12 protein-coding genes are annotated in these 20,493 nt (G+C 65.5%); 3 read left to right on the forward strand and 9 right to left on the reverse strand.

Annotated features, from left to right (window positions below):
- Positions 1-36 precede the first annotated feature (36 nt).
- From addA to ahcY, 8 genes are all read right to left on the reverse strand, one after another.
- A complete protein-coding gene (gene addA / locus ACK4R0_RS06890) occupies positions 37-3,507 on the reverse strand; it encodes a double-strand break repair helicase AddA (protein WP_409672167.1) in 3,471 nt (1,156 codons plus the stop codon).
- Positions 3,504-6,491, reverse strand: a complete 2,988-nt coding sequence (addB, locus tag ACK4R0_RS06895; protein WP_409672170.1) for a double-strand break repair protein AddB — start codon at positions 6,489-6,491, stop codon at positions 3,504-3,506. The genes addA and addB overlap by 4 nt, the downstream gene beginning before the upstream one ends.
- A complete protein-coding gene (locus tag ACK4R0_RS06900; RefSeq protein ID WP_409672173.1) occupies positions 6,484-7,212 on the reverse strand; it encodes a nucleotidyltransferase family protein in 729 nt (242 codons plus the stop codon). The genes addB and ACK4R0_RS06900 overlap by 8 nt, the downstream gene beginning before the upstream one ends.
- Positions 7,209-8,195 (reverse strand): aminoglycoside phosphotransferase family protein, encoded by a 987-nt coding sequence (locus ACK4R0_RS06905; protein ID WP_409672175.1) that lies wholly within the window; start codon positions 8,193-8,195, stop codon positions 7,209-7,211. Before ACK4R0_RS06905 ends, ACK4R0_RS06900 begins: the two co-directional genes overlap by 4 nt.
- On the reverse strand, positions 8,192-8,653 hold the full coding sequence (tsaE, locus tag ACK4R0_RS06910) for a tRNA (adenosine(37)-N6)-threonylcarbamoyltransferase complex ATPase subunit type 1 TsaE (RefSeq protein WP_409672178.1): 462 nt from the start codon (positions 8,651-8,653) through the stop codon (positions 8,192-8,194). The genes ACK4R0_RS06905 and tsaE overlap by 4 nt, the downstream gene beginning before the upstream one ends.
- A complete protein-coding gene (locus tag ACK4R0_RS06915; protein WP_409672181.1) occupies positions 8,650-10,998 on the reverse strand; it encodes a PAS-domain containing protein in 2,349 nt (782 codons plus the stop codon). Before ACK4R0_RS06915 ends, tsaE begins: the two co-directional genes overlap by 4 nt.
- 290 nt (positions 10,999-11,288) lie before the next feature.
- Positions 11,289-14,444, reverse strand: a complete 3,156-nt coding sequence (locus ACK4R0_RS06920) for an amidohydrolase family protein (protein WP_409672252.1) — start codon at positions 14,442-14,444, stop codon at positions 11,289-11,291.
- A gap of 419 nt (positions 14,445-14,863) precedes the next feature.
- Positions 14,864-16,282, reverse strand: coding sequence for an adenosylhomocysteinase (gene ahcY / locus ACK4R0_RS06925; RefSeq protein ID WP_409672184.1), 1,419 nt, complete (start codon positions 16,280-16,282; stop codon positions 14,864-14,866).
- A gap of 234 nt (positions 16,283-16,516) precedes the next feature.
- Between ahcY and ACK4R0_RS06930 the strand changes: the two genes are divergently transcribed.
- Positions 16,517-16,993: a peroxiredoxin gene (locus ACK4R0_RS06930; protein WP_409672187.1), complete on the forward strand. Its 477-nt coding sequence runs from the start codon at positions 16,517-16,519 to the stop codon at positions 16,991-16,993.
- A 137-nt stretch (positions 16,994-17,130) separates the two neighbouring features.
- On the opposite strand, the gene folE is transcribed toward ACK4R0_RS06930, so the two are convergent.
- Positions 17,131-17,745: a GTP cyclohydrolase I FolE gene (folE, locus tag ACK4R0_RS06935; protein WP_409672190.1), complete on the reverse strand. Its 615-nt coding sequence runs from the start codon at positions 17,743-17,745 to the stop codon at positions 17,131-17,133.
- Between the two features lie 182 nt (positions 17,746-17,927).
- Here folE and ACK4R0_RS06940 point away from each other — a divergent pair, with 182 nt between their 5' ends.
- Complete coding sequence (locus ACK4R0_RS06940; protein ID WP_409672193.1) at positions 17,928-19,151, forward strand: GNAT family N-acetyltransferase; 1,224 nt, start codon at positions 17,928-17,930, stop codon at positions 19,149-19,151.
- Positions 19,152-19,337: 186 nt separating this feature from the next.
- A complete protein-coding gene (locus ACK4R0_RS06945) occupies positions 19,338-20,492 on the forward strand; it encodes an efflux RND transporter periplasmic adaptor subunit (RefSeq protein WP_409672196.1) in 1,155 nt (384 codons plus the stop codon).
- Position 20,493 lies beyond the last annotated feature (1 nt).

Genomic DNA, 20,493 nt, shown 5'->3' on the forward strand with positions numbered 1-20,493 from the left:
CAAGGCGTGGGGCTGCAACTATTCGTGTGGCGCCCGTTAGTCCAGCTTCGTCGCGGCGAGCAGGGCATCGGGCAGCACGAACAGCTGCGGCGTTGCGGTATAGAGCAATCCCGCCTGGATCGTGCGACCGGGGAAGATCAGCCGCAACGCTTCGACATAGGCCGCCATCTGGCGAACATGCGCGACCGGCAGCAGTTCCAACGTACTTGGCGGGCGGCGGCTGGTCTTGAAATCGACGACGAGCACGCGGTTCGGCTCGATCAGCAGCCGGTCGACCGTGCCGGTGACGACGTTGGGCCCCACCACCGCGGCAATCGGTGCCTCGGCCAATGCATGGCTGTGAAAGATGTCCGCCCAATCGGGATGGTCGATCACCGCACAAACCAAACCGATGATGTCATCGGCCTCGGCGGCATCGGCGATACCGTGCTGGCTCGCGAGCCAGCGCCGCGCCGCATCGCGCCGCTGATCGGGTGCAACCGCAGGCAGCCGTTCGAACAGGCTGTGCATGATCAGCCCGCGCTGCGCCGCCTTGGCGAGATCAGGCCCGAAGATCGGCGGGCTGGCGGTGTCATCCTTGCCCAGCGACGATGGGGCCAGCGGGGTCGGCGGGCGCTGTTCGGGCGCGGCGGGGGTGAGCGCCCAATCGGGCAATGCAGTCGAAGCAGCGGTCGGCTGCGCGGCCTGTTGCCTAGCCAGATCGGATGGCAGCGCGCCGGTTCCGAAGCGCCGACAAGCGCCATCGCCCTCATCCTGCCAGTCGCAACCCAGCGCCATGAAGCTCCGCTCGATCGCTGCGTACCAGCTGAGGTCGGGCGGTGCCTTGGCGCGGCGACCCAGCGTGCCGCCGATGTAAAGTCGTTCCGCCGCGCGGGTCATCGCGACATAGAGCAGCCGCCAGTGTTCCTGCATATCGGCTTCGCGTGCCGCCTCGTGCGCGTCGGCCAGCGGCCCGACCCGCTCGGCTTTCGGCAGACTGTAGACGGGGAAGTCGAAGCTTGCGCCCAGCCCTGCGATCTCCACCGGCCAGTCGAAGCTGCTGTCCACCTTGCGGGTGGGATCGACACACGCATCGGCCAGGATCACGATCGGCGCCTGCAGGCCCTTCGATCCGTGCACGGTCATCACCCGCACCATGTCCGACTGGCCCGAAAGCTCGCGCTTGATCTCTTCGTCGCCCGCATCGAACCAGTGCAAAAACGCCTGCAGCCCGCCATCATGCGACGCTGCGAACTTCTGCGCCAGCGCTAGCAGCTCGGCAATCGGATCGAGCGACTCCTCGCCCAGCCGCGCGACCAGTCTTGCGCGGCCCTGTATCGGACCGGTCAGCACCTGCTCGAGGAAATCGTAGGCCGTGCCGAAATCGGCCATCCCCAGCAGGGCGTATAACGGCTCCAGCCGCGCGCGCATCGCTGCATCGTCCCGCGCCTGATCGCGAAGATGCGGCCAGAGCGAACGCTTTTCTGGGCGGTGGCCGTACTTCAGCAGTTCTTCCTGCGTCCATCCGCACAGCGGCGAGACCAGCAGCGCGGCGCAGGTGAGATCATCGAGCGGCTGGAGCGCAAAGCGGATCGCGGCGACCAGATCCTGCACCGCCAGAGGCTGGCCCAGCCGCAAGCGGTCGATCCCCGCCACCGGAACGCCCGCAGCATACAGCCGCGCCACAATCAGCGCGGCAAGATCGCCGCGGCGGCGCAGCAGGATCATGATATCGCCCGCGCCAGCCCATCCGGCGCTGCCGTCCGACCGTCGCGCCAGCCACAGCCGCTGCGGCGAGGCTGGGTGCAACCAGCCCGCGATGCGATCGGCCAGCTGGTGCGCGAACCGCAGATCTGCGCCCGACAGCCATTCCTCCGCCGCTTCGCCCTCGGGTCCGGCATCGGTCTCGCCGTCCTCGGTCTCGATGCCCTCGCCCACCGGCCGCCACAGTTCGACGATTCCGGGGCCGTTCCGGCCTTCGTGGAGAGGCAGCACGTCATCGGCGATACCCAAAGCTGCCGGCCCCAGATCGCCGAGCACCGCATCGACCATATCGAGCACCGGCTGGGTCGAGCGGAAGCTGCGATCGAGGCTGAGATCAAGAAACGCCTGGCTGGCATCCATCGCTTGCTGCCCTATGCGCATCCGCGCGGCGGCATAATATTGCGGGCTGGTGCCCTGGAACCCGAAAATCGCCTGCTTGAAATCGCCCACCGTGAACAGCGTACGGAACCGGTCGGCCTTGCTGCCCTGGCCAGCGAAATAATCCGCAATCAGCCCGCCGACGATCGCCCACTGGCTGGGGTTGGTATCCTGCGCCTCGTCGACCAGCACATGGTCGAAGCGCTGGTCGAGCTTGAACGCGATCCATTGCGCCATCGTCGAGCCCGAAAGCAGCTCGGCCGCAGCGCGGATCAGGTCGTCGAAATCGAGCAGCCCCGCCTGGCGTTTCGCCTCGGCAAACGCCCACGCAAAGGCCCGGCCCACCTCAAGCGCGCGCGCATATTCGCCCGAAAAGCCGACCAGCGCCTTGTGCTGCTGCAGTGAAAACAGGTCCGAATACAGGCTTTCGGCCTTGTAAGGGTAATCGGGATCGACCTTCTTGGGCGACTGGGTGAACGAGCGCGGGTTGCCGTTGCCGATCGCGACAACGCACCAGATCAGGTCAAGGTGCTCAAGCCGCTCGGCATCGTCCATGTCGAGCCAGGTCTTGATTGCATCGGCATGTTTCTGCCCGGTGGCGGTGCCCCAGCGCACGTTGCTGTCCTGCACCGCCTCAAGATTGGCGATGTCGAACAGCCCGTCGCTGCACAGCCGGGCAAGGTCGCTGCCATCCTCGTCGCGCCGCAGATCGAGCGCGGCGTTGATATACGGACGGATGTCGCCCTTGAGCGCGTCCATCGCATCGGGTTTTGCCGCACAGCGCATCAGGAACTTCTCGGTCGCCTCAGCCCCGAGCTTGAGGCTCATTGCCTCGAGATTTTCGGACAGCCGCGTGTCGCCGTTGCGCGCGGCCTCGACCAGCATTGCGCCCAGCGTGTCGCGCGCCAATTGCACCCGGTCGCGGTCCTCGATCGGGCGGAAGCCGGGGGCCAGCCCCGCCTCTTCGGGAAAGCTTGCCAGCAGCGACTGGCAGAAACTGTGGATCGTCTGGATGCGCAGGCCCCCCTGCGGCGCATCGAGCACGCGTGCGAACAGGCGGCGCGCGCGGGTGAGCGTGTCTCGATCGACCGGCGCGCCGATATTGGCAAGATCGGCGCCCAGCGCGGTATCGCTCATCCGCACCCAGGCGGCGAGCTGGGCATTGATGCGGTTGGCCATTTCGCTGGCGCCCGCCTTGGTGAAGGTCAGGCACAGGATCGCATCGGGATTGACCCCGGGCTCGAGCAGCAAGCGGAACACCCGCGCGGTGAGCACCTGGGTCTTGCCGGTCCCCGCTGACGCGCTGAGCCAGACCTGGTCGGCGGGTGACACCGCCAGCGCCTGGTCGCCGTGCAGCGGATGCAGGCTTGCCGTGCCGCTGCTCATGCCAGACCTCCTTGGCGACCATACCATTCGGCGAGGCGCATCAACTGGTCATATTCGGTGTAGAGCGCATGATCGGGCACAAGTTTCGCCTCGAACGGCGCGTCGCCCAGGATCCAGTCTGCCAGAGCCTCGCGCAGAAAACGCTCGCTGGTCGGCACGATGTCCTCTGCAGGAAGGCCGCTGCGCCTGCCCTTTTTCAACACCGGGCTGTCGACGTGACCAAAGCCGGTTTCGCTGTATTTGTTGCGGGTCAGCGACCAATATTCGAAATTGGTGGCAGTGCCGGTGATCGGGGTGCGCGCAGTGTCCTCGTTGAACCCGCCGCGCTCGGCCATCATCCCCAACAGCCCCAGCTGCAGTGCAAATCCTGTTTCCACCTGCGCTGCCGAGGGCGGCTTGCCGGTCTTGTAATCGACGATCGCGAGGCTTCCGTCGGGCATGCGGTCGATGCGGTCGGCCTTGCCTGAAATCTTGACCCCATCGACGATCATAATCCCGCTGCGTTCGGCATCGAGCATCCTGCGCCCGGTCTCGGCATTGCCGAGTGTCTGCTGGACGATCCATTCGAGCCCCGCGACAAGCCTGGGCCGCCACAGCGCCTTGATCAGCGGGTGTACGTTGGCCCGGGCAAGGAACAGATTGGCGCGCGGCACCAGAGCGACGGGATCAAGCCCGTCCTCCTTGTGCCACAGCTCCAGTATCTCGTGCACCAGCGTGCCGCGCCATGCCGCGCTGGGTTCGGCATCGACCGGGTCGAGCGAGCGCAGCGCGAGGATCCGCTTGGAATAAAAGGCAAACGGATCGGCGCGCAGACGGTCAAGCTCGGTCACCGAGAGCTTCACCGCGCGTTGCGCGCGCGATGGCCGGGGAGCAGGCTTTTCGATGCGCACCTGCGGCATCCGCCGGTCGAGCGCGCGGGCCAGCGCCAGGGCGGTAGTGTCCTCCATGTGCCTGTCTGGCGCGACCGCTTGCAACCGCAGCAAAAAGCGCGAGGCGACCGTCGGCGCGCTGCCGTCTCGCTGCGCACGGGTGAGCACCACCTCGGGCGAGGCGAACGTGCCTGCCAGATCCTGAGCCGCAAGCCCAACGCGCATCTCGAGCGGCGGCAGGCCGAGCGCATTGCGCACCATCGGTGCCAGCCAGGGATCGGGCGATGGAATCTGCGGCCAGACGCCTTCGTTGAGGCCGGCGCAGATGACCAGGTCGGCGCTTTGCAGCCGCGCCTCGAGCAGTCCGTAAATCGCGACGCGCGGATGCTTGCCGAACGGAGGACGCACCGCCTTTTCGCCCATCAGCCGCGACAGGATGGTCGCCGCCTGGCGCGCCGTGACCAGCGGGTCGTGGCTGCCGGTGCGTGCCAAAAGCTGCTGCATCAGATCAGACGCGCTGCGGCCCGCGATGCCGTTCCACACTGCCTGGTCGCTCAGAGCTTCGGCCGTAGCCACGATCGCGGTGACGACGGCGGACAGCGGCTGCGGATCGCGCGGAAGCCTGGCGATCGGCGACAGCAGCGCCTTCGCGCCCGCCCACCATTCGCGCAATTCGGGCTGGCCGATGCTGGCATCGATCCCGCTCAGCCCCTGCGCCGGTCGCGGCCCGCGCAGCCGCATGTCGAGCGCACGAACCTGCTCGAGCCAGGGCAGCCGCGCGTCGCCGGATTGCGCCAACGGGTGCTTGAGCAGATCGAGCAATTCGACCGGCGCGAAATCCTCCGCCAGGCAATGCGCCACCGCGACCAGGAAGCGCCCCGGAGGCGTTACCGGCAGCGGCTCGCCAGCGCTGTCGTCGGCCTCGATGTTCCAGCGCTTCAAATGCGCGACGATCCGCGCCGCCAGCGTACGGTCTGGCGTCACGATCGCAACGCGGCGCGCCGGTATGTCGAGCGCCTGCCGCACCAGCAGCGCGATCGTCTGCGCCTCCTCATCGGGATTGGCGGCCTCGATGATGCGGATGCCCTTGGTCCGGCGTTCGGCAGCAGGCAGGGTCACCCAGCGATCGCTGAGCCGCGCGGGCAGAAAAATGCTGCGCAGCAAATTGGCACGGTCAGCCGCCAGTCCGGTACGCGGTTCGGGGAGCCATGGCTCGACCTCGGCGCGGTCGATGCTCATCGCGTCGAGCAAATGCTTGAGATGATATTGCGGATGGGTGATCGCGGGTCGCTCGGCAGGCGGTGCCTCCACCGGCGTTGTGACCGGCACCGGCGCGCCGATTGCCGCCCACAATGCCTCGTCCATCTCCAGATCCAGCCCCGGCAGCACCACCATCCCCTGCGGCAGATGCGCGATGCTGCGCAGCAACCGCGCGATCGCTGGCGCCGATGTGGTGACCCCTGCTGCGATCACCGGGGTTTCGGGCGGGTGCGCCTGCCAACGCTCGGCCGCCTTGTTCAGCAAGCGGTTGCGACGTTCGGCGGGGTCAAGTTTGCCCTCGCCTGCCAACTCCCGCTCCCAGGCGCGGCCGACGCGCAGGAACAGATCGCGCGCCTGCGCCCAGTGGTCGGCAAGCTCCGCTTCGACATCGACGGTATCGAGCTGATCGAGCGTCTTTTCCTCGACCTGCAACTGGTCGAGCACGCGGGCATAGTCGCAGGCCAGCCGAAGCGCCTCCGCCGGATCGTGCGCCCCGGGGCGCCCCTTGCCTTCGCGCGCGATGATCGCTGCAAGCCTGAACCGGCGTTCGAGCGGGTCGATTGCAGGCGGGATCACCTCACCCTCACCCAATGGATCGAGCAACGCCCCCAGGCTTTCGTCCAGATCAATGTCGCCGATCTGCGCCATGCGCGGCAGCAGCAGGCCATTGGCGGCATGGCGCACCAGCGCCTCGGTGATCGCGCGCCCGGCGCGGTGGTTGGGGATCAACAGCGTGACGCGGGCCAGGCCCATCGGATCCTTGCCGAACCGGCTCAGCAGTCCGCTCGCCAGAACGTCCGCAAACCCGCGCTGCGCCCCGATGGCAAAAACGCTGGTCTGCACACGATCAGGCATTCAACAGAGCCTCTTCGGTCGGCTCGATCGCGCCCGGCGTCCCGACATCGAACCATTGGCCCAGATGCGCGATCCCGTATAATCGGCCCTCGGCGATGGCCCGGTTCCACAGCACGTTGGTCGAGAACGCTCCTTCGGGCGCACCCGCCAGTAGCCGCCGCGAAAGCAGCTGGATACCGGTGTAGATATAGGGCGCGACCTTCGCAGGGCGTCGCCGGATGATGCGGCCCATCTGGTCGAGGTGGAAATCGCCGACGCCCTGATAATTGGCGGCACGGCTGTGCGGCACCAGCAGCAACAGCGCGTCCATGCGGCTGTCGTCCCAGGCGGAGCGCAATTCGTCGAAGCACGAGCGCGCGCTCTCCAACCACACATTATCGCTGTTGAGGCAGAAAAACGGATCCTCGCCGATCATCGGCAGCGCCTTGACCAGCCCGCCGCCGGTTTCGAGCAGCAGGTCGCGCTCGTCGGAGATCAGCAGTTCGAACGGATAATGGCGCGCCTTCAGATGCGCCTCGAGCGCATCGGCGAGATAATGCACGTTGACGATGACGCGCTGCATGCCGGCCTCGGCGAGATGCGTCATGACATGATCGATCAGCGGCTTGCCGCCGACCCGAACCAGCGGCTTGGGCGTGGTGATCGTCAGCGGGCGCATGCGGTTGCCCAGCCCTGCGGCCATCACCATCGCGGTGCGCGCGAAAGGCGGACTGGAGCTCATAGCGCGAACTCCCCGCCGAGCGTGCCTGCGGGGTCGCGCAGCTCCGCCGGGATGTTAGCATCGAACCATTGCGCCACGGGCGCAAGCGCAGAGTGCTTGAGATCGCGCTCGAGCGCATCCCAGACCCGCGGAATCATCAGCGGATAACGCGGCTTGCTGTCACGCTTCCACAACCGCACAAAGATGCCGATGATCTTGGCATTACGCTGCGCGCCGAGCACATGATAGGCGGTATCGAAATCGTACGCAGGGTTCGCGAGGGCACGATAATGCGCGATCATCTCTGCCTCCAGCGCGGGTGCAACATCACGGCGCGCATCCTGAAGCAGCGAGACGAGGTCGTACGCAGGGTCCCCGACCAAAGCGTCCTGAAAGTCGAGCAGCCCCTGCCCGCCATCCTCCAGCAGCATGATGTTCTCCGCATGGTAATCGCGCAGCACCGTGACCTGCGGCGCAGCCGCGTCCATCGTATCGAGCACTTTGTCCCACGCCTGCGCATAGCCTGCAACGTCGACATCGAGCCCGCGCGCCGCGCAATACCATTCGGTCAGCAGTCCCGCTTCGCGCTGGTACACAGCGCGGTCGTAGAGCGGCACCCGGGCGGCGGGGCACGCATGCAACTGCGCCAACGTTTCGATCGCACGGGTGTAGACCGCACGCTCGGTTTCGGCATCCGAGGCATCGACTGTTTCGCGCATGCGGACATCGCCAAAGTCCTCGAGCAGCACCAGCCCGGCGTCCGCATCGGCCGCCAGGATCTCGGGCGCGCGCAGGCCTTGTCCGGTGAGATACTTCGCGACATCGATGAACGGGCGCGGGTCTTCCTCGGGAGGCGGCGCATCCATCAGGATCGCGTGGCGGCTGGGCTCTATCAGCCGAAAATAGCGGCGGAACGACGCGTCGCCGACGATCGGGGCAACCTGTGCCGCCCCCCATCCAGCCGCATCGGCAAATTCCCGGATAACCGAATCGCGCTCGTTCAAGACCTGCCACCTGCAATCTGCTGCCAGCGCGCGTGCCAGTTGGTGCCGGCCTGCGCGGTAATCGTGCGCTCGCTAGCATCGGTGCCCTCGATCCGCAATTCCAGCGTGTCGGGTCCGGCAAGCCCGCCGACCCGCTCGGGCCATTCGGCGATCAGCAGCGCCGGCTCGCCCGCATCAAGACCCAGTTCATCGAGGTCCATAGCTCCGTCGAGCCGATAGAAATCGGCGTGGATCACCGGGATGCGCACCTCGGGCGGATCATAGGGCAGGATCAGCGCGAAGGTCGGACTGGGCACTTCGCCCGCGAATCCCAAAGCCGCCAGGATCGCCCGCGCAAGAGTGGACTTGCCTGCGCCGAGGTCACCGGACAGCGCGATGACATCGCCGGGCTGCGCCGCTTCGGCGAGCGCAGCGCCCAGCACCTGCATGGCTTCAAGCGATGGGATCCGTATCGTCATGGCATCAGGATCGTGACGATCGTCCCCGCGCCGGGTTCGCTCATCAGTTCCATTCGTCCGCCATGTGCTTCGATCAGATTCTTCGCCAACGGCAGGCCAAGCCCCGAACGCTTCTGCACCGGCTTGCCGCCGGCATCATCGGCCTGCAGCACGCCATCGAGCGCGCGCGCCTGTGCCCGCGCGTCGAGGCCCGGGCCGTTGTCCGACACGATAATGCGCAGCTTGTTGCGGAAGCGATCCGCCAGCAGCAGCACGCGGCCACCTTCCTGCGTATACCGCAGCGCATTGTCGACCACAGCCCCGATCGCCTGCGAGAAGCGCGCGCGATCAACATCGGCGACGCCCGGCCCGCCGTTGACGTCGAGCTCGAGCGCAATGTTGCGGCCGCCGGCGAGCCCCGATGCACTCTTGGCGACATCGACCAGCAGCGCGCCGATATCGGTCGGCTCGAGCTTCAGCGGCAGCGTGCCCGCCTGGCTCTGGCTGAGATCGAGCACCATGTTGATCTGCGCCGACAAGCGTTCGACCGAATCGATGATCGCCTTGGCATAATCTTGGCCCTGCTCGGACAGGGGACCTGCCACGCCGCTCGCCAGCAGCTCGGCAAAGCCGCCGATCGAGGTCAGCGGTGTGCGGAATTCATAGCTCATATTGGCGAGGAACCGCGTCTTTATCGCGTCGGCTTCGACCAGCGCCTCGTTGCGCTCGCGCAGCGCGTCTTCCATCTTCTTGGCATCGGACACGTCGATCATCGTGAACAGCGCGCTGGCATCGGGCAAAGGAATGCCGACGAAATCGAAGACACGTCCGTCCTTCATCACCAGCTGGCCGGCGCGTTGCGCCCGGTCGAGCGTGGCGGCACGGATCACTTCACGCAACGCGGAAATCTGGGCAGGACGCTTGAGCTGCGGCGCGATCGCCTTGAGCAGTTCGTCGGCACGCGGATGCTGGGCGAGGATATTCTCGTCGATATCCCACACCGCACCAAAACGCGTGTTCCACAAATGCAGGCGCCCATCGGAGGTGAACACCGCGAGCGCCTCGAACAGATTGTTGAACGTCGCCGTGCGCACCCTGAGCAGCGTATCGCGCGCGGTCGCCAGTTGGACCTGCTCGGTGCGGTCCTCAAACACCAGCAGCAGGCCGTTGTCCGGCGTCGGCTGCGCAATCGCGCGCAGATGCGTACCATCGGTAAGCAGCCACACCTCTTCGGTGGGTTCTGCAGAATGGAACCACTCGCGCTTCTCGTCGCGCCAGGCTGGGAAATCGCGCACTTCGGGGACGCGACCCGCTTCGCGCATCCGGTCGATCAGCCGCTCGAACTCCAGCCCATCCTGCAGCCATTGCGGCTTCAAGGCGAACATACGCACGAACGGCTGGTTGACGAAAATCAGGCGGCGCTGCGCGTCGAACTGCGCCACGCCTGCCGAGAGATTGTCGAGCATGTCGCGCTGGGCATCGCGGAACCGGTCGGTCGCCTGCCGCGCCAGGATCAGGTCGTGCACGTCGATGGCATAGCCCGCAACGCCGCGGCCCTTGATCGGCAGATCGACGATTTCCATCGTGCGCCGCGTTCCGGCGATGGTGGTGGTGACGGTGCGGCTGGAGGGGGTGTTGCTCTCCATCGCCCGCGCGGCCATCGCCATCGGGGTGACGCCATCGACAACCTCGACCAGTTCCTGCCCGGCTTGCGCCACGTCTGCGGCACTGGATCCGCCCACCGCGCGCACATAGGCGGTGTTGACCAGCAGCAGCGACAGGTCCTCGCGGCGGAACCACATCGGGATCGGCGCGGCTTCGATCAGACCGGACAGCGCATCGAACGCGCGCCTGGCTTCGGCCTCGGCCTCGACCAACGCCGCCATCCGTGTCTCGCTTTCCGTCGCGTCGTACAGCCACAGCAGTACCGCACCGGCCGCGATCGTCTGCGGGTCGGCGAGCATGCCTTCGACTCTGAGCCGGCGGTTCGATCCCAGTGCGGTGATTGCGGTCTCGAACCGCGCGCCGCTTTTCTGCGCGGTGATGATCTGGGTACCCAGCGCATCGAGCGCCTCGCGCGAGAGCCCCCTGCCCTCTTGTGCCAGCTCGGAAAGATAGGGCGGCAGCTTGGCCAGACCCAGCCAGCGCGCGACCTTTTCAGGCCCCTCGATCCGCGAATCCGCTCTCACGATCAGCGGAACGGCAGGGCCGGATTCGATCAGGCGGGTGAGCCTGCGCAACTGGCGCCGTCCGGTGCTGGCAGCGGTGCGCATCTGCAGGCCGGTGACCAGCGCCCATATCGCTGCGCCTGTCCAGGCCGCGAACACCAGCGCGACGACCAGTAGGCTGCCATTGCCAATCACCATGGCCGAATCGCCGTTAGTCTGTCTGAAGCGAGGAGCCAGTTCATCCGCTTTGCCCTACCCGAATTCCGGCGCAAGGCAAAACAGGCTGAGAGGGAAATGATTGCACCGGTTCCGCAACGTCCCTCGACTACGCTCGGGACAGGCGGACTCGGGTGCCTGCAGTTCCCCAACACTGTCATGATCGACCACCACGTCCGTGTTCCCGAGCGAAGTCGAGGGACGTGCGCGCCCCAATTGCGGCCCTGTGGTCACCCTAAAAGCATCCTCCAAGGCCGCACAATTGCGGTAGCTCACTTCTCCCAATACCACGGCCTCAGCGTCGCGGTCCCCGTCACCGTCTCGTTCATCGTCGGCACCTCGTACAGCCGCCCGTTGAGCATGACGTGGGTGATCCTGTCGGACTGGCGGATGTCGGCGACCGGATCGGCATCGATGATCACCATGTCGGCCAGCTTGCCCGGCTCGATCGAACCGATGTCCTTGTCGAAGCCCAGCGAGCGTGCGCCGCTGATGGTCGCGGTGCGCAGCGCCTCGATCGGCGTCATCCCGCCCTTGACGAAGCTCCACAGCTCCCAGTGAGACGCGAGCCCCTCTTCCTGGCCGTGCGCACCGATGCCGACGGGAACGCCGCGCCTGGCCAGCTCCATCGCCTCGCGCGCCGAGGCGGTGTCGGCATAATCCTCTTCGGGTCCGATCTCGCGGCGCACGGTCGTCGCTTCCAGACGACGGCGCGGCACGTGCTTGCTCAGGATCGGGTGCTGCCAGACATCGGTGTGGCTGCGCCAGTACGGGTCTGCTCCCATGCCGCCGAAGGTCACGACCAGCGTGGGCGTGTATCCCACCTTGCTCTGCGAGAAGAAGCTGCGCACGTCTTCGTACAAGCGCTCCTGCGGGATGTTGTGCTCGAGCGTGGTGTTGCCGTCGGCGATGATCGTGATGTCCTGGCTGAACAGCGACCCGCCCTCGGCAACGCTCGCCAGCCCATCTGCCTGCGATGCCGCCACCACCTGCTGGCGCTGATCGCGCCGGGGCTGGTTGTAGTTCTTGACGCTGTGCGCGCCCTGCATCTTCAATCGCGTGGTGTGCGCGCGCGCATCGGCCAGGCTGTCGATCTCGGCGAAGATGCCCGCCGCCTTGGCGCCATAGACCACTTCGCCGGTCGAGAAGATGCGTGGAGCCAGGTACTTGCCGGTCCGCTGATAGCTCGCGGCGGGGAAGATTTCGCTCGCCGAGTTGCTGGGGTCATGGATCGTGGTGACGCCCAGCGCCAGATGCGACACCGCATGCCAGTTCTGCTGCGGAATGATGTCGTCCTGCCCCTGCGGCCCGTGGGCGTGCGCGTCGATCAGCCCGGGAATGATCGTCTTGCCCGCGACATCGACGGTCTGCGCGCCTGCCGGGACGGCAACGTTCGCGCCCACCGCAACGATCCGGTTGTCGCGCACCACCACCGTGCCGCGCTCGATGATGCCGCCTGCGTCATCGGACATCGTCACGATGCGCGCGTTGGTGAACGCGACCGTGCCCGAGGGCTTGTCTGCGGGCGCCGTGACGTTGATCGCGACGCCGGTCTTGGGGGGCGCGAACTTCGCGTCGGTCTTGGCCACCGGTCCCGACGAGATTGCACGCGCCGCGTCTGCCGAATAGACCACCGGCCCCAGCGACCAGTTGAGCTGGCGGCCCGCGTGGCTCCACTGCATGAAGGTCGCGCCGCCATCGCTGACCTTGACCGCCGGCAGCGCACCGCCGCCTGCACCCAGATCGACCGCACCGGCCATGAACGGCATGACATAGGCTGCGTAATTCTGCCGGAAAGCCAGCGTCTTGCCGTCGGGCGCGAGCGCATAGCCGCTCACCATTTCGCCGCTGGCATGGGTACGCTCGGCCTCGCCGCCCAGATCGCTGCTGACCAGCGCCAGCTTGCCACCGCCGCCGCGGCTGAAATAGACCCGGTTCGATGTCGCACCGAAGTGGGGTTCGGCGCCGTCATCGGTGATCCGGCGGGTCTCCCCGCTGGCGATATCGAGCAGGTAAACCCCCGGAGCAGCGCCATAGCTGTCCGACGTCAGCCCGCCGCCGCCTCCGGCCTCATAGACCACCAAGCGGCCATCGGGCGAAAATTGCGGGCGGCGGTAATGGCCCGGCGTCTTGCTGATCGTCCGCGCCTCGCCGCCGGCTGCGCCCACGACGCGCAGTTCGCCCAGCCGGGCATCGTCCCAGCTGACATAGACGATCTGGCTGCCATCGCGCGAATAGGACGGAAACAGCTCGAAATCGGTCCCACCATTGCTGACCAGGGGCTGTGCCGCGCCGCCGCTGGCGGGCTGCTGGTGCAATTTGCCCAGAGCCTCGAACACCATCCGGCTGCCATCGGGCGAGACGCTGGCAAAGCGCGGCATGGTGACGGCCACGGTATCCGGCGCGACCGGCTTTTGCGGGCGGATCGGATCGATGATCGTCCGGGTGTCGTTGACGCTGAACGGGATCACGCTTTCGGCGCCGCTGGTGACATCGACCGAGCGGATCTTGCCGCCCGCCCAGAAGATCACGCGGGCGCTGTCGGGGGTCCAGCCCATGTTCGGGTAGACGCCGTGCACCGCCCATGTCTCCTGGACGTCGCGGTCCATCGCGTCATAGATCTTGCGCTCCTGGCCGCTGGCCATGTCGCGGACATACAGCTTGGTCTTGGCGCGTTCGCGGCGGACGAACGCCATATAACGGCCATCGGGCGACGGCTGCGGCCGGGCCGCGCCGCCGGGGCCGCCGGTGATCCGCTCGACCTTGCCGCTGGCCATGTCATAGCGTTCGATGACGAACAGCTGGCCGTTGGAATCCTGCGCATATTCGAAGATCGGCCCGCCGGTGGCGTCCTTGCTGTAGAAGATACCCTTGCCATCGGGCGCGAACATCGGCTCACCCAGTTCCTTCTGGTGCGCCTCGCTTGGCCGCTTGACCAGCGGCACGCCGTTGCCGCCGCTGACATGGTAGAGCCACAGCTCGCCGGTGCCGAGCGAGCGCCCGGTGGTGAAGTGCTTGCGCGCAACGATATACTGGCCGTCAGGGCTCCAGCTCGGGTTGTTGAGCAGCCGGAAGGTTTCCTTGGTGAGCTGGCGCTTGTCCGAGCCATCCACATTCATGATCCAGATGTTGTCGCCACCGCCGCGATCCGAAGTGAAGGCGATGCGGCTGCCGTCGGGCGAAAAGCGCGGGTGCTGCTCATAGGCCAGGCCTTCGGCGATCCGGGTCGCTGCTCCGCCTGCGATGGGCATCGTGTAGATGTCGCCGAGCAGATCGAAGACGATCCGGCTGCCGTCGGGGCTGACGTCGAGGTTCATCCAGGTGCCCTCGTCGACCCGGATCGGGATGGACCGCGTCTTCATCGGCGGCGCGTTGATATCCCATGCGGCAGGCGTGTCGGCGGGCTTGTTCTGGGCCAGCGCAGGCATGGACAGGGCCAGCGCCGCGATGGCGGCGGAAAAACGCAGTGCTTTCATGGTGATGTTCCCCGGAGTCTTTTATCGTATACGCTCAAGCTAAACCCGCTGCGCCCGGACGCAATCGGAAAACGATGGGCAGCGCGATGAGTTGAGGGGCCGATGTTGTCCCAAGGGTCCGCCCATAAAGCCCTCCCCCTCGATGGGGGAGGGTTGGGTGGGGGTGATCTCTCCGGATTGTTAGGAGGTGCCCAGACGCACCATCACCCTCACCGCTGCGACTAAGGCAGCAAGCTGCCAAGTCTCGCTGCCTCTCCCATCAAGGGAGAGGCGGATTAACGAGCAAGCGCGAGATACAAAAAAGCCCGCCCCGCGCTTTGCGGGACGGGCTTTCTTGATCTTGCGCCCCTGCGGTCAGCAGGGAGCCCGCATCAGTAGCGGTATTCGTCCTTCTTGAACGGACCGGTCAGCGGAACGTCGATATAATCGGCCTGTTCCTTGGTCAGTTCGGTCAGCTTGACGCCGAGCTTTTCGAGGTGAAGGCGCGCGACCTTCTCGTCGAGGTGCTTGGGCAGAACGTAGACCTGGTTTTCGTACTTGTTGGCACCCTTGAACAGTTCGATCTGGGCCAGCACCTGGTTGGTAAAGCTGGCCGACATCACGAAGCTGGGGTGGCCGGTGGCGTTGCCGAGGTTGAGCAGACGGCCCTTCGACAGCATGATGATGCGCTTGCCGCCGGGGAACTCGATCATGTCGACCTGCGGCTTGATCTCGGTCCACTTCATGTTTTCTAGAGCACCGATCTGGATTTCATTGTCGAAGTGACCGATGTTGCCGACGATCGCCATGTCCTTCATCGCCCGCATGTGGTCGATGGTGATGACGTCCTTGTTGCCGGTGGTGGTCACGAAGATGTCGGCCGTGGCAACGACGTCTTCGAGGGTCTGCACGGCAAAGCCGTCCATCGCCGCCTGAAGCGCGCAGATCGGGTCAATTTCGGTGACGATCACGCGGGCGCCGGCGCCCTGCAGCGATGCTGCCGAACCCTTGCCGACATCGCCATAACCGCACACGACGGCGACCTTACCGGCCATCATCACGTCGGTGCCGCGACGGATGCCGTCAACCAGCGATTCCTTGCAGCCGTACTTGTTGTCGAACTTCGACTTGGTGACCGAATCGTTCACGTTGATCGCAGGGAAAGGCAGTTTGCCCTTCTTGGCGAGGTCATAAAGGCGGTGAACGCCGGTGGTGGTTTCTTCCGAAACGCCCTTGATCGCCTGCACCGTCTTGGTGAGGTATCCCGGGGTCTGCGCCAGACGACGCTTCAGGATCTTGACGAAATACTCTTCTTCCTCGTTCGAAGGCGTGAACAGTTCTTCACCGGCTTCGACGCGTGCGCCCCACAGCGCGAACATGGTGGCATCGCCACCATCGTCGAGGATCAGGTTGCAGGTGTTGCCCTCTTCGGCGCCCCAGTCGAAGATGCGATCGACATAGTCCCAATACTCTTCCAGGCTCTCACCCTTGATGGCGAAAACCGGGATGCCCTGCGCGGCGATCGCGGCAGCGGCGTGGTCCTGAGTCGAATAGATGTTGCAGGTGGCCCAGCGCACTTCAGCGCCCAGAGCGACCAGCGTCTCGATCAGCACGGCGGTCTGGATCGTCATGTGCAGCGATCCGGTGATCTTTGCACCCTTGAGCGGCTGTTCGTTACGATACTCTTCACGGATCGACATCAAGCCGGGCATTTCGGTTTCCGCGATGGTGATTTCCTTGCGGCCGAAATCGGCAAGCGCAATGTCGGCGACGACGTAATCGTTGCGGTCGAGGGTCGGGGCACTGGCCACGTAAATTCTCCTGAGTCAGACGGCCGGTGCACCAACAGGGCCACCGGAAACTATCGCCCCCATAGCCAGACTTGCCCTTGCAGGCAAATATAAAGAATCCTTTATATGATGTTTTCGCCCGCCTCCGTGTCAGCCCTCGCCCGGCAGGCAGCGCGTCGCCGCGATGAACCCTTGCAATGCACCGCGCACGCGACAACATGCGGCACGACCCGTTTTACAGCAGGAGCAAAAGCCATGATCAAAGTCGGCGACACCATCCCCAACACCAAATTCGTCCGCGCCACCGCAGAAGGCCCGCAACAGGTCGAATCCAAGGATTACTTCGCGGGCAAGACCGTCGCGCTGTTCTCGGTGCCCGGTGCGTTCACCCCGACCTGCTCGGCACGTCACCTGCCCGGCTTCGTCGAAAAGGCCGATGCGCTGAAGGCCAAGGGCATCGACGAAATCGCTTGCACCGCGGTCAATGACGCATTCGTGATGGGCGCCTGGGGCAAGGGCGCCAATGCCGACGCGATCACCATGCTCGCCGACGGCAATGCCGATTTCGCCGAAGCCGTCGGCCTGACGATGGACGGCAGCGGCTTCGGCATGGGCAAGCGCGGCCAGCGTTTCGCGATGGTCGTCAAGGACGGCGTCGTCGACAAGCTGTTCGTCGAAGAACCCGGCGACTTCAAGGTCAGCAGCGCGGACTACATGCTCGAGCAGCTCTAAGCGGCCCTAAAGCCCTCTTCCCTTGAGGGGAGAGGGTTGGGAGAGGGGGATGACGTACCGCCGCCCCTCTCTGCTGCGACTAGGCAGCAAGCTGCCAAGTCTCGCTTCTCTCCCCTGAAGGGGAGAGAGCAACTTCATCAATACCCCATCAGGCTCATGACTTCCTCGCGCGAGCGGTGGTCGTCAAGGAAGCAGCCGAGCAGGCGGCTGGTGATCATCGAAACGCCGGGGGTACGGACGCCGCGTGCGGTCATGCAGCTGTGGCTGGCCTCGATTACGACAGCGACGCCATGCGGGTGCAGGTGCTCCCAGATGCACGCCGCGACTTCCGCCGTCAGCCTTTCCTGCACCTGCAGCCTACGCGAAAAGCCGTGCAGCACGCGCGCGAGTTTCGAGATTCCGACAACCCTGTCGCGCGGCATATAGGCGATCGATGCCTTCCCGATGATCGGCGCCATGTGGTGTTCGCAGTGCGACTGGAACGGAATGTCCTTGAGCAGCACGAGTTCGTCGTAGCCGCCGACCTCCTCGAAGGTGCGGCTCAGGTGAATGCTGGGATCGTCATCATAGCCCGAGCAATATTCCTTCCACGCCCGCGCGACGCGCAACGGCGTGTCGCGCAAGCCTTCACGCGAAGGATCATCGCCCGTCCAGCGCAGCAGCGTCACGATTGCCTGCTGGACGTCCTCCGGCACGGGAATTTTGCATTGGTTGGCCACATCGTTATCATCGTCGGCATCGTGATACAGCATCGCAGGCAAACCCCCTCAAATTGCAAACCGGCCTGTCAGATAGGTACCCTGGCCAGGCTCTACAACCGGCGTTGGACAACCGGCCTTTGGAAGACGCGCTGGATGCAATTATGCCTGCGCGTTTACTTGACGGTAGAATTTCCGGCGTAGGTGTACCGGATGCACCGTCACAAGGACACAGTGTGAGCGCCGCCACCGTCGCAGCGATGCCAGGGCATTCCGCGCGCGCGGACGTGATCACCTGCGCGCTGGAGACGGCGCTGCCACCGGATCTGGACCGGCTTGCCGAAGCTGGCGATCCCGCGCGCAGCTTCCTGCGCCGCGCATGGTACCAGGCCAAGGCGCGGCCAGGGTTGTGCACATTGCTGGCGCGCCGCCGCGACGGCACGCCGGTACTGGCGATCCCGACTCATCCGTTGGGGCCGATGGTGATCAATGCCCGCAGCATCGCCTCCAGCTACTGGCCCTATCGCAGTTTTCCGATCGCCGCCGATGCGACCGAAGCAGAGGTCGCCGCCATGCTGGGCTGCGCGATCGTGCAGCGCGCCATCGGTGCGGCGCTGCGAATCGGTCCGGTCTATGCCGACGACCGCGGCGTCACCATGCTGACGACCGTGGCGCAAAGCCTGGGATGGTCGGTGTTGACACGCGAACTGGGCACCTGCTTCGTCCAGAATATCGCAGAGCAGAGCGCGGCCGGCATCTGGCCGGGCAAGTCGCGGCTGCGCAAGCACAAGAGCTATGAGCGCAAGCTGCGTGAAACGCAGGGTGATGTGGAACTGCGCGTCGTCGCCGGCGAGGAATGGAACGACACCGTCTGGGAACAGCTGGCCGCCATCGAATCGGCAAGCTGGGTGGGTACGAAGACCGACCATTCGGGCGCGAAGTTCATCAACCCCGCCAACCTCAAGCATTGGCGCACCGCCTGCAGCGATCCGGTGATCGCAAGTCGGCTGCGCGCGACCATGCTCTACGCCGGGGGGCGGCCGATCGCCTTTTCGTTCGATCTGGAAGCAGGCAGCACGCTGTATGGGATAGCATCGAGCTACGCCGAGGACATGGCGCGCTTCAGCCCCGGCCAGATCGTCACCACCCATCTGATCAACGACTCGATCGCACGCGGCATCGAGCGGATCGACTGGGGATCGGGCGACACCGGCTACAAACGGGCACTGGGTGCGGTTCCAGGGCCGGCGATCGTCGATGTAATGCTGGTTCGCAGTTCGGTGCTGGCCGCGGCGCTCAAACCACGATGGGAAATGTCCCGGCAGTCCGCCAGCCTGGCGCTGGCCGAAGGTGTCGCCGCGTCAATGGGCGAGATGACCAGGGCGGGCGCGGTGCGCATGGAGCATGTCCTGTTTCCGGGACTGGCGTTGGCCGCAGCCGCCGCGGTGCTTGGCGAATAGTCTATAATGCACTAAATTGCTGCACTTAGAAGCCGGGTTGCATAAAATGCACATATATTAGTTGTTGTTTGCAACTTTTTTTGCTGGACCGGCTGTGGCTTTTCCGCCATTTGTTGCAGTGCAATATCACATGCGGAGAATTCTATGCGCGTCCCCCCCAGATGCGCGCCTGTCGCAGCAGCATTCATGTTGTTGGTCGGCGCTTGCGGCTCGGAACCGCCGCCAGCCCCACCCCCCCAGACGGCCACCATCGCCACTCCGCTGGAGCGCGTGGTCGTGGACTGGGACGAATATATCGGGCGTTTCGTGGCAGATGAAGACGTGCAACTGATCGCACGAGTCTCGGGCCCGATCTCCCGCGTTGCGTTTCGCGACGGCCGCGACGTCCGCAAGGGCGACCTGCTGTTCGTGATCGACCAGCGGCCGTTCCGTGCCACGCTCGCCGAGGCCGAAGCCAGCGTTGCCAGCGCGCGCGCATCGCTTGCCAACGCGCAGTCGCAGGCGACCCGAGGCCAGGAACTCGTGGACTTCGATGCGATCAGCCGCGAGGAAGCCGACAATCTGTCAGCGACATTGCGTTCGGCGCGCGCGACGCTGGCCGGTGCCGAGGCGCGCCGCCAGGCGGCGCAGCTCGACCTTTCCTTCACTGAAGTCCGCGCGCCGATCTCCGGCCGCATCTCCAACCGGCTGGTCGATGTCGGCGATTTCGTCACCGCCGGCCAGACCGAACTGACCCGCATCATGCGCGTCAACCCGATCCGTTTCAGCTTTGATGGCGCCGAGAGCTTTTACCTCAAATACATTCGCCAGGACGCCGAGGGCCAGCGGCGCAGCTCGCGCTACACTGCCAATCCAGTGGAAATCCAGCTCGCGGACGAGTCGGAATTTCGTTGGCGCGGCCGGATGGAGTTCCTCAACAACGGCATCAGCCCCGACACCGGAACGATCCAGGCTTATGCCATCGTCGACAATGCCGATGGTTTCCTCGTCCCCGGAATGTTCGGCCGCGCGCGGCTGCTGGGATCGGGAACCTACAAGGCGATGCTGGTGCCCGACGAGGCGATCCTGACCGATCAGACCCGCAAGCTGGTGTACGTGCTGGGCAAGGACAACAAGGTTGCCCCGCGCCCGGTGACCACAGGACCGATGGTCGAGGGGCTGCGCGTGATCCGCGATGGCATTGTGCCGACCGAGCGGATCGTGATCGATGGCCTCGCCCGGATGCAGCCTGGTATGGTGGTCACCCCGCGTAAGGGGCAGATCAAGGCCCGTGCCAAGGGAGATGCGCCGATCGCGCAGCCGACCACGGCCCCTGCCCCCGCCCAGGCAACGGCGCGCTAAG

The organism is Blastomonas sp. (assembly GCF_046294995.1).
GTDB lineage: Bacteria > Pseudomonadota > Alphaproteobacteria > Sphingomonadales > Sphingomonadaceae > Blastomonas.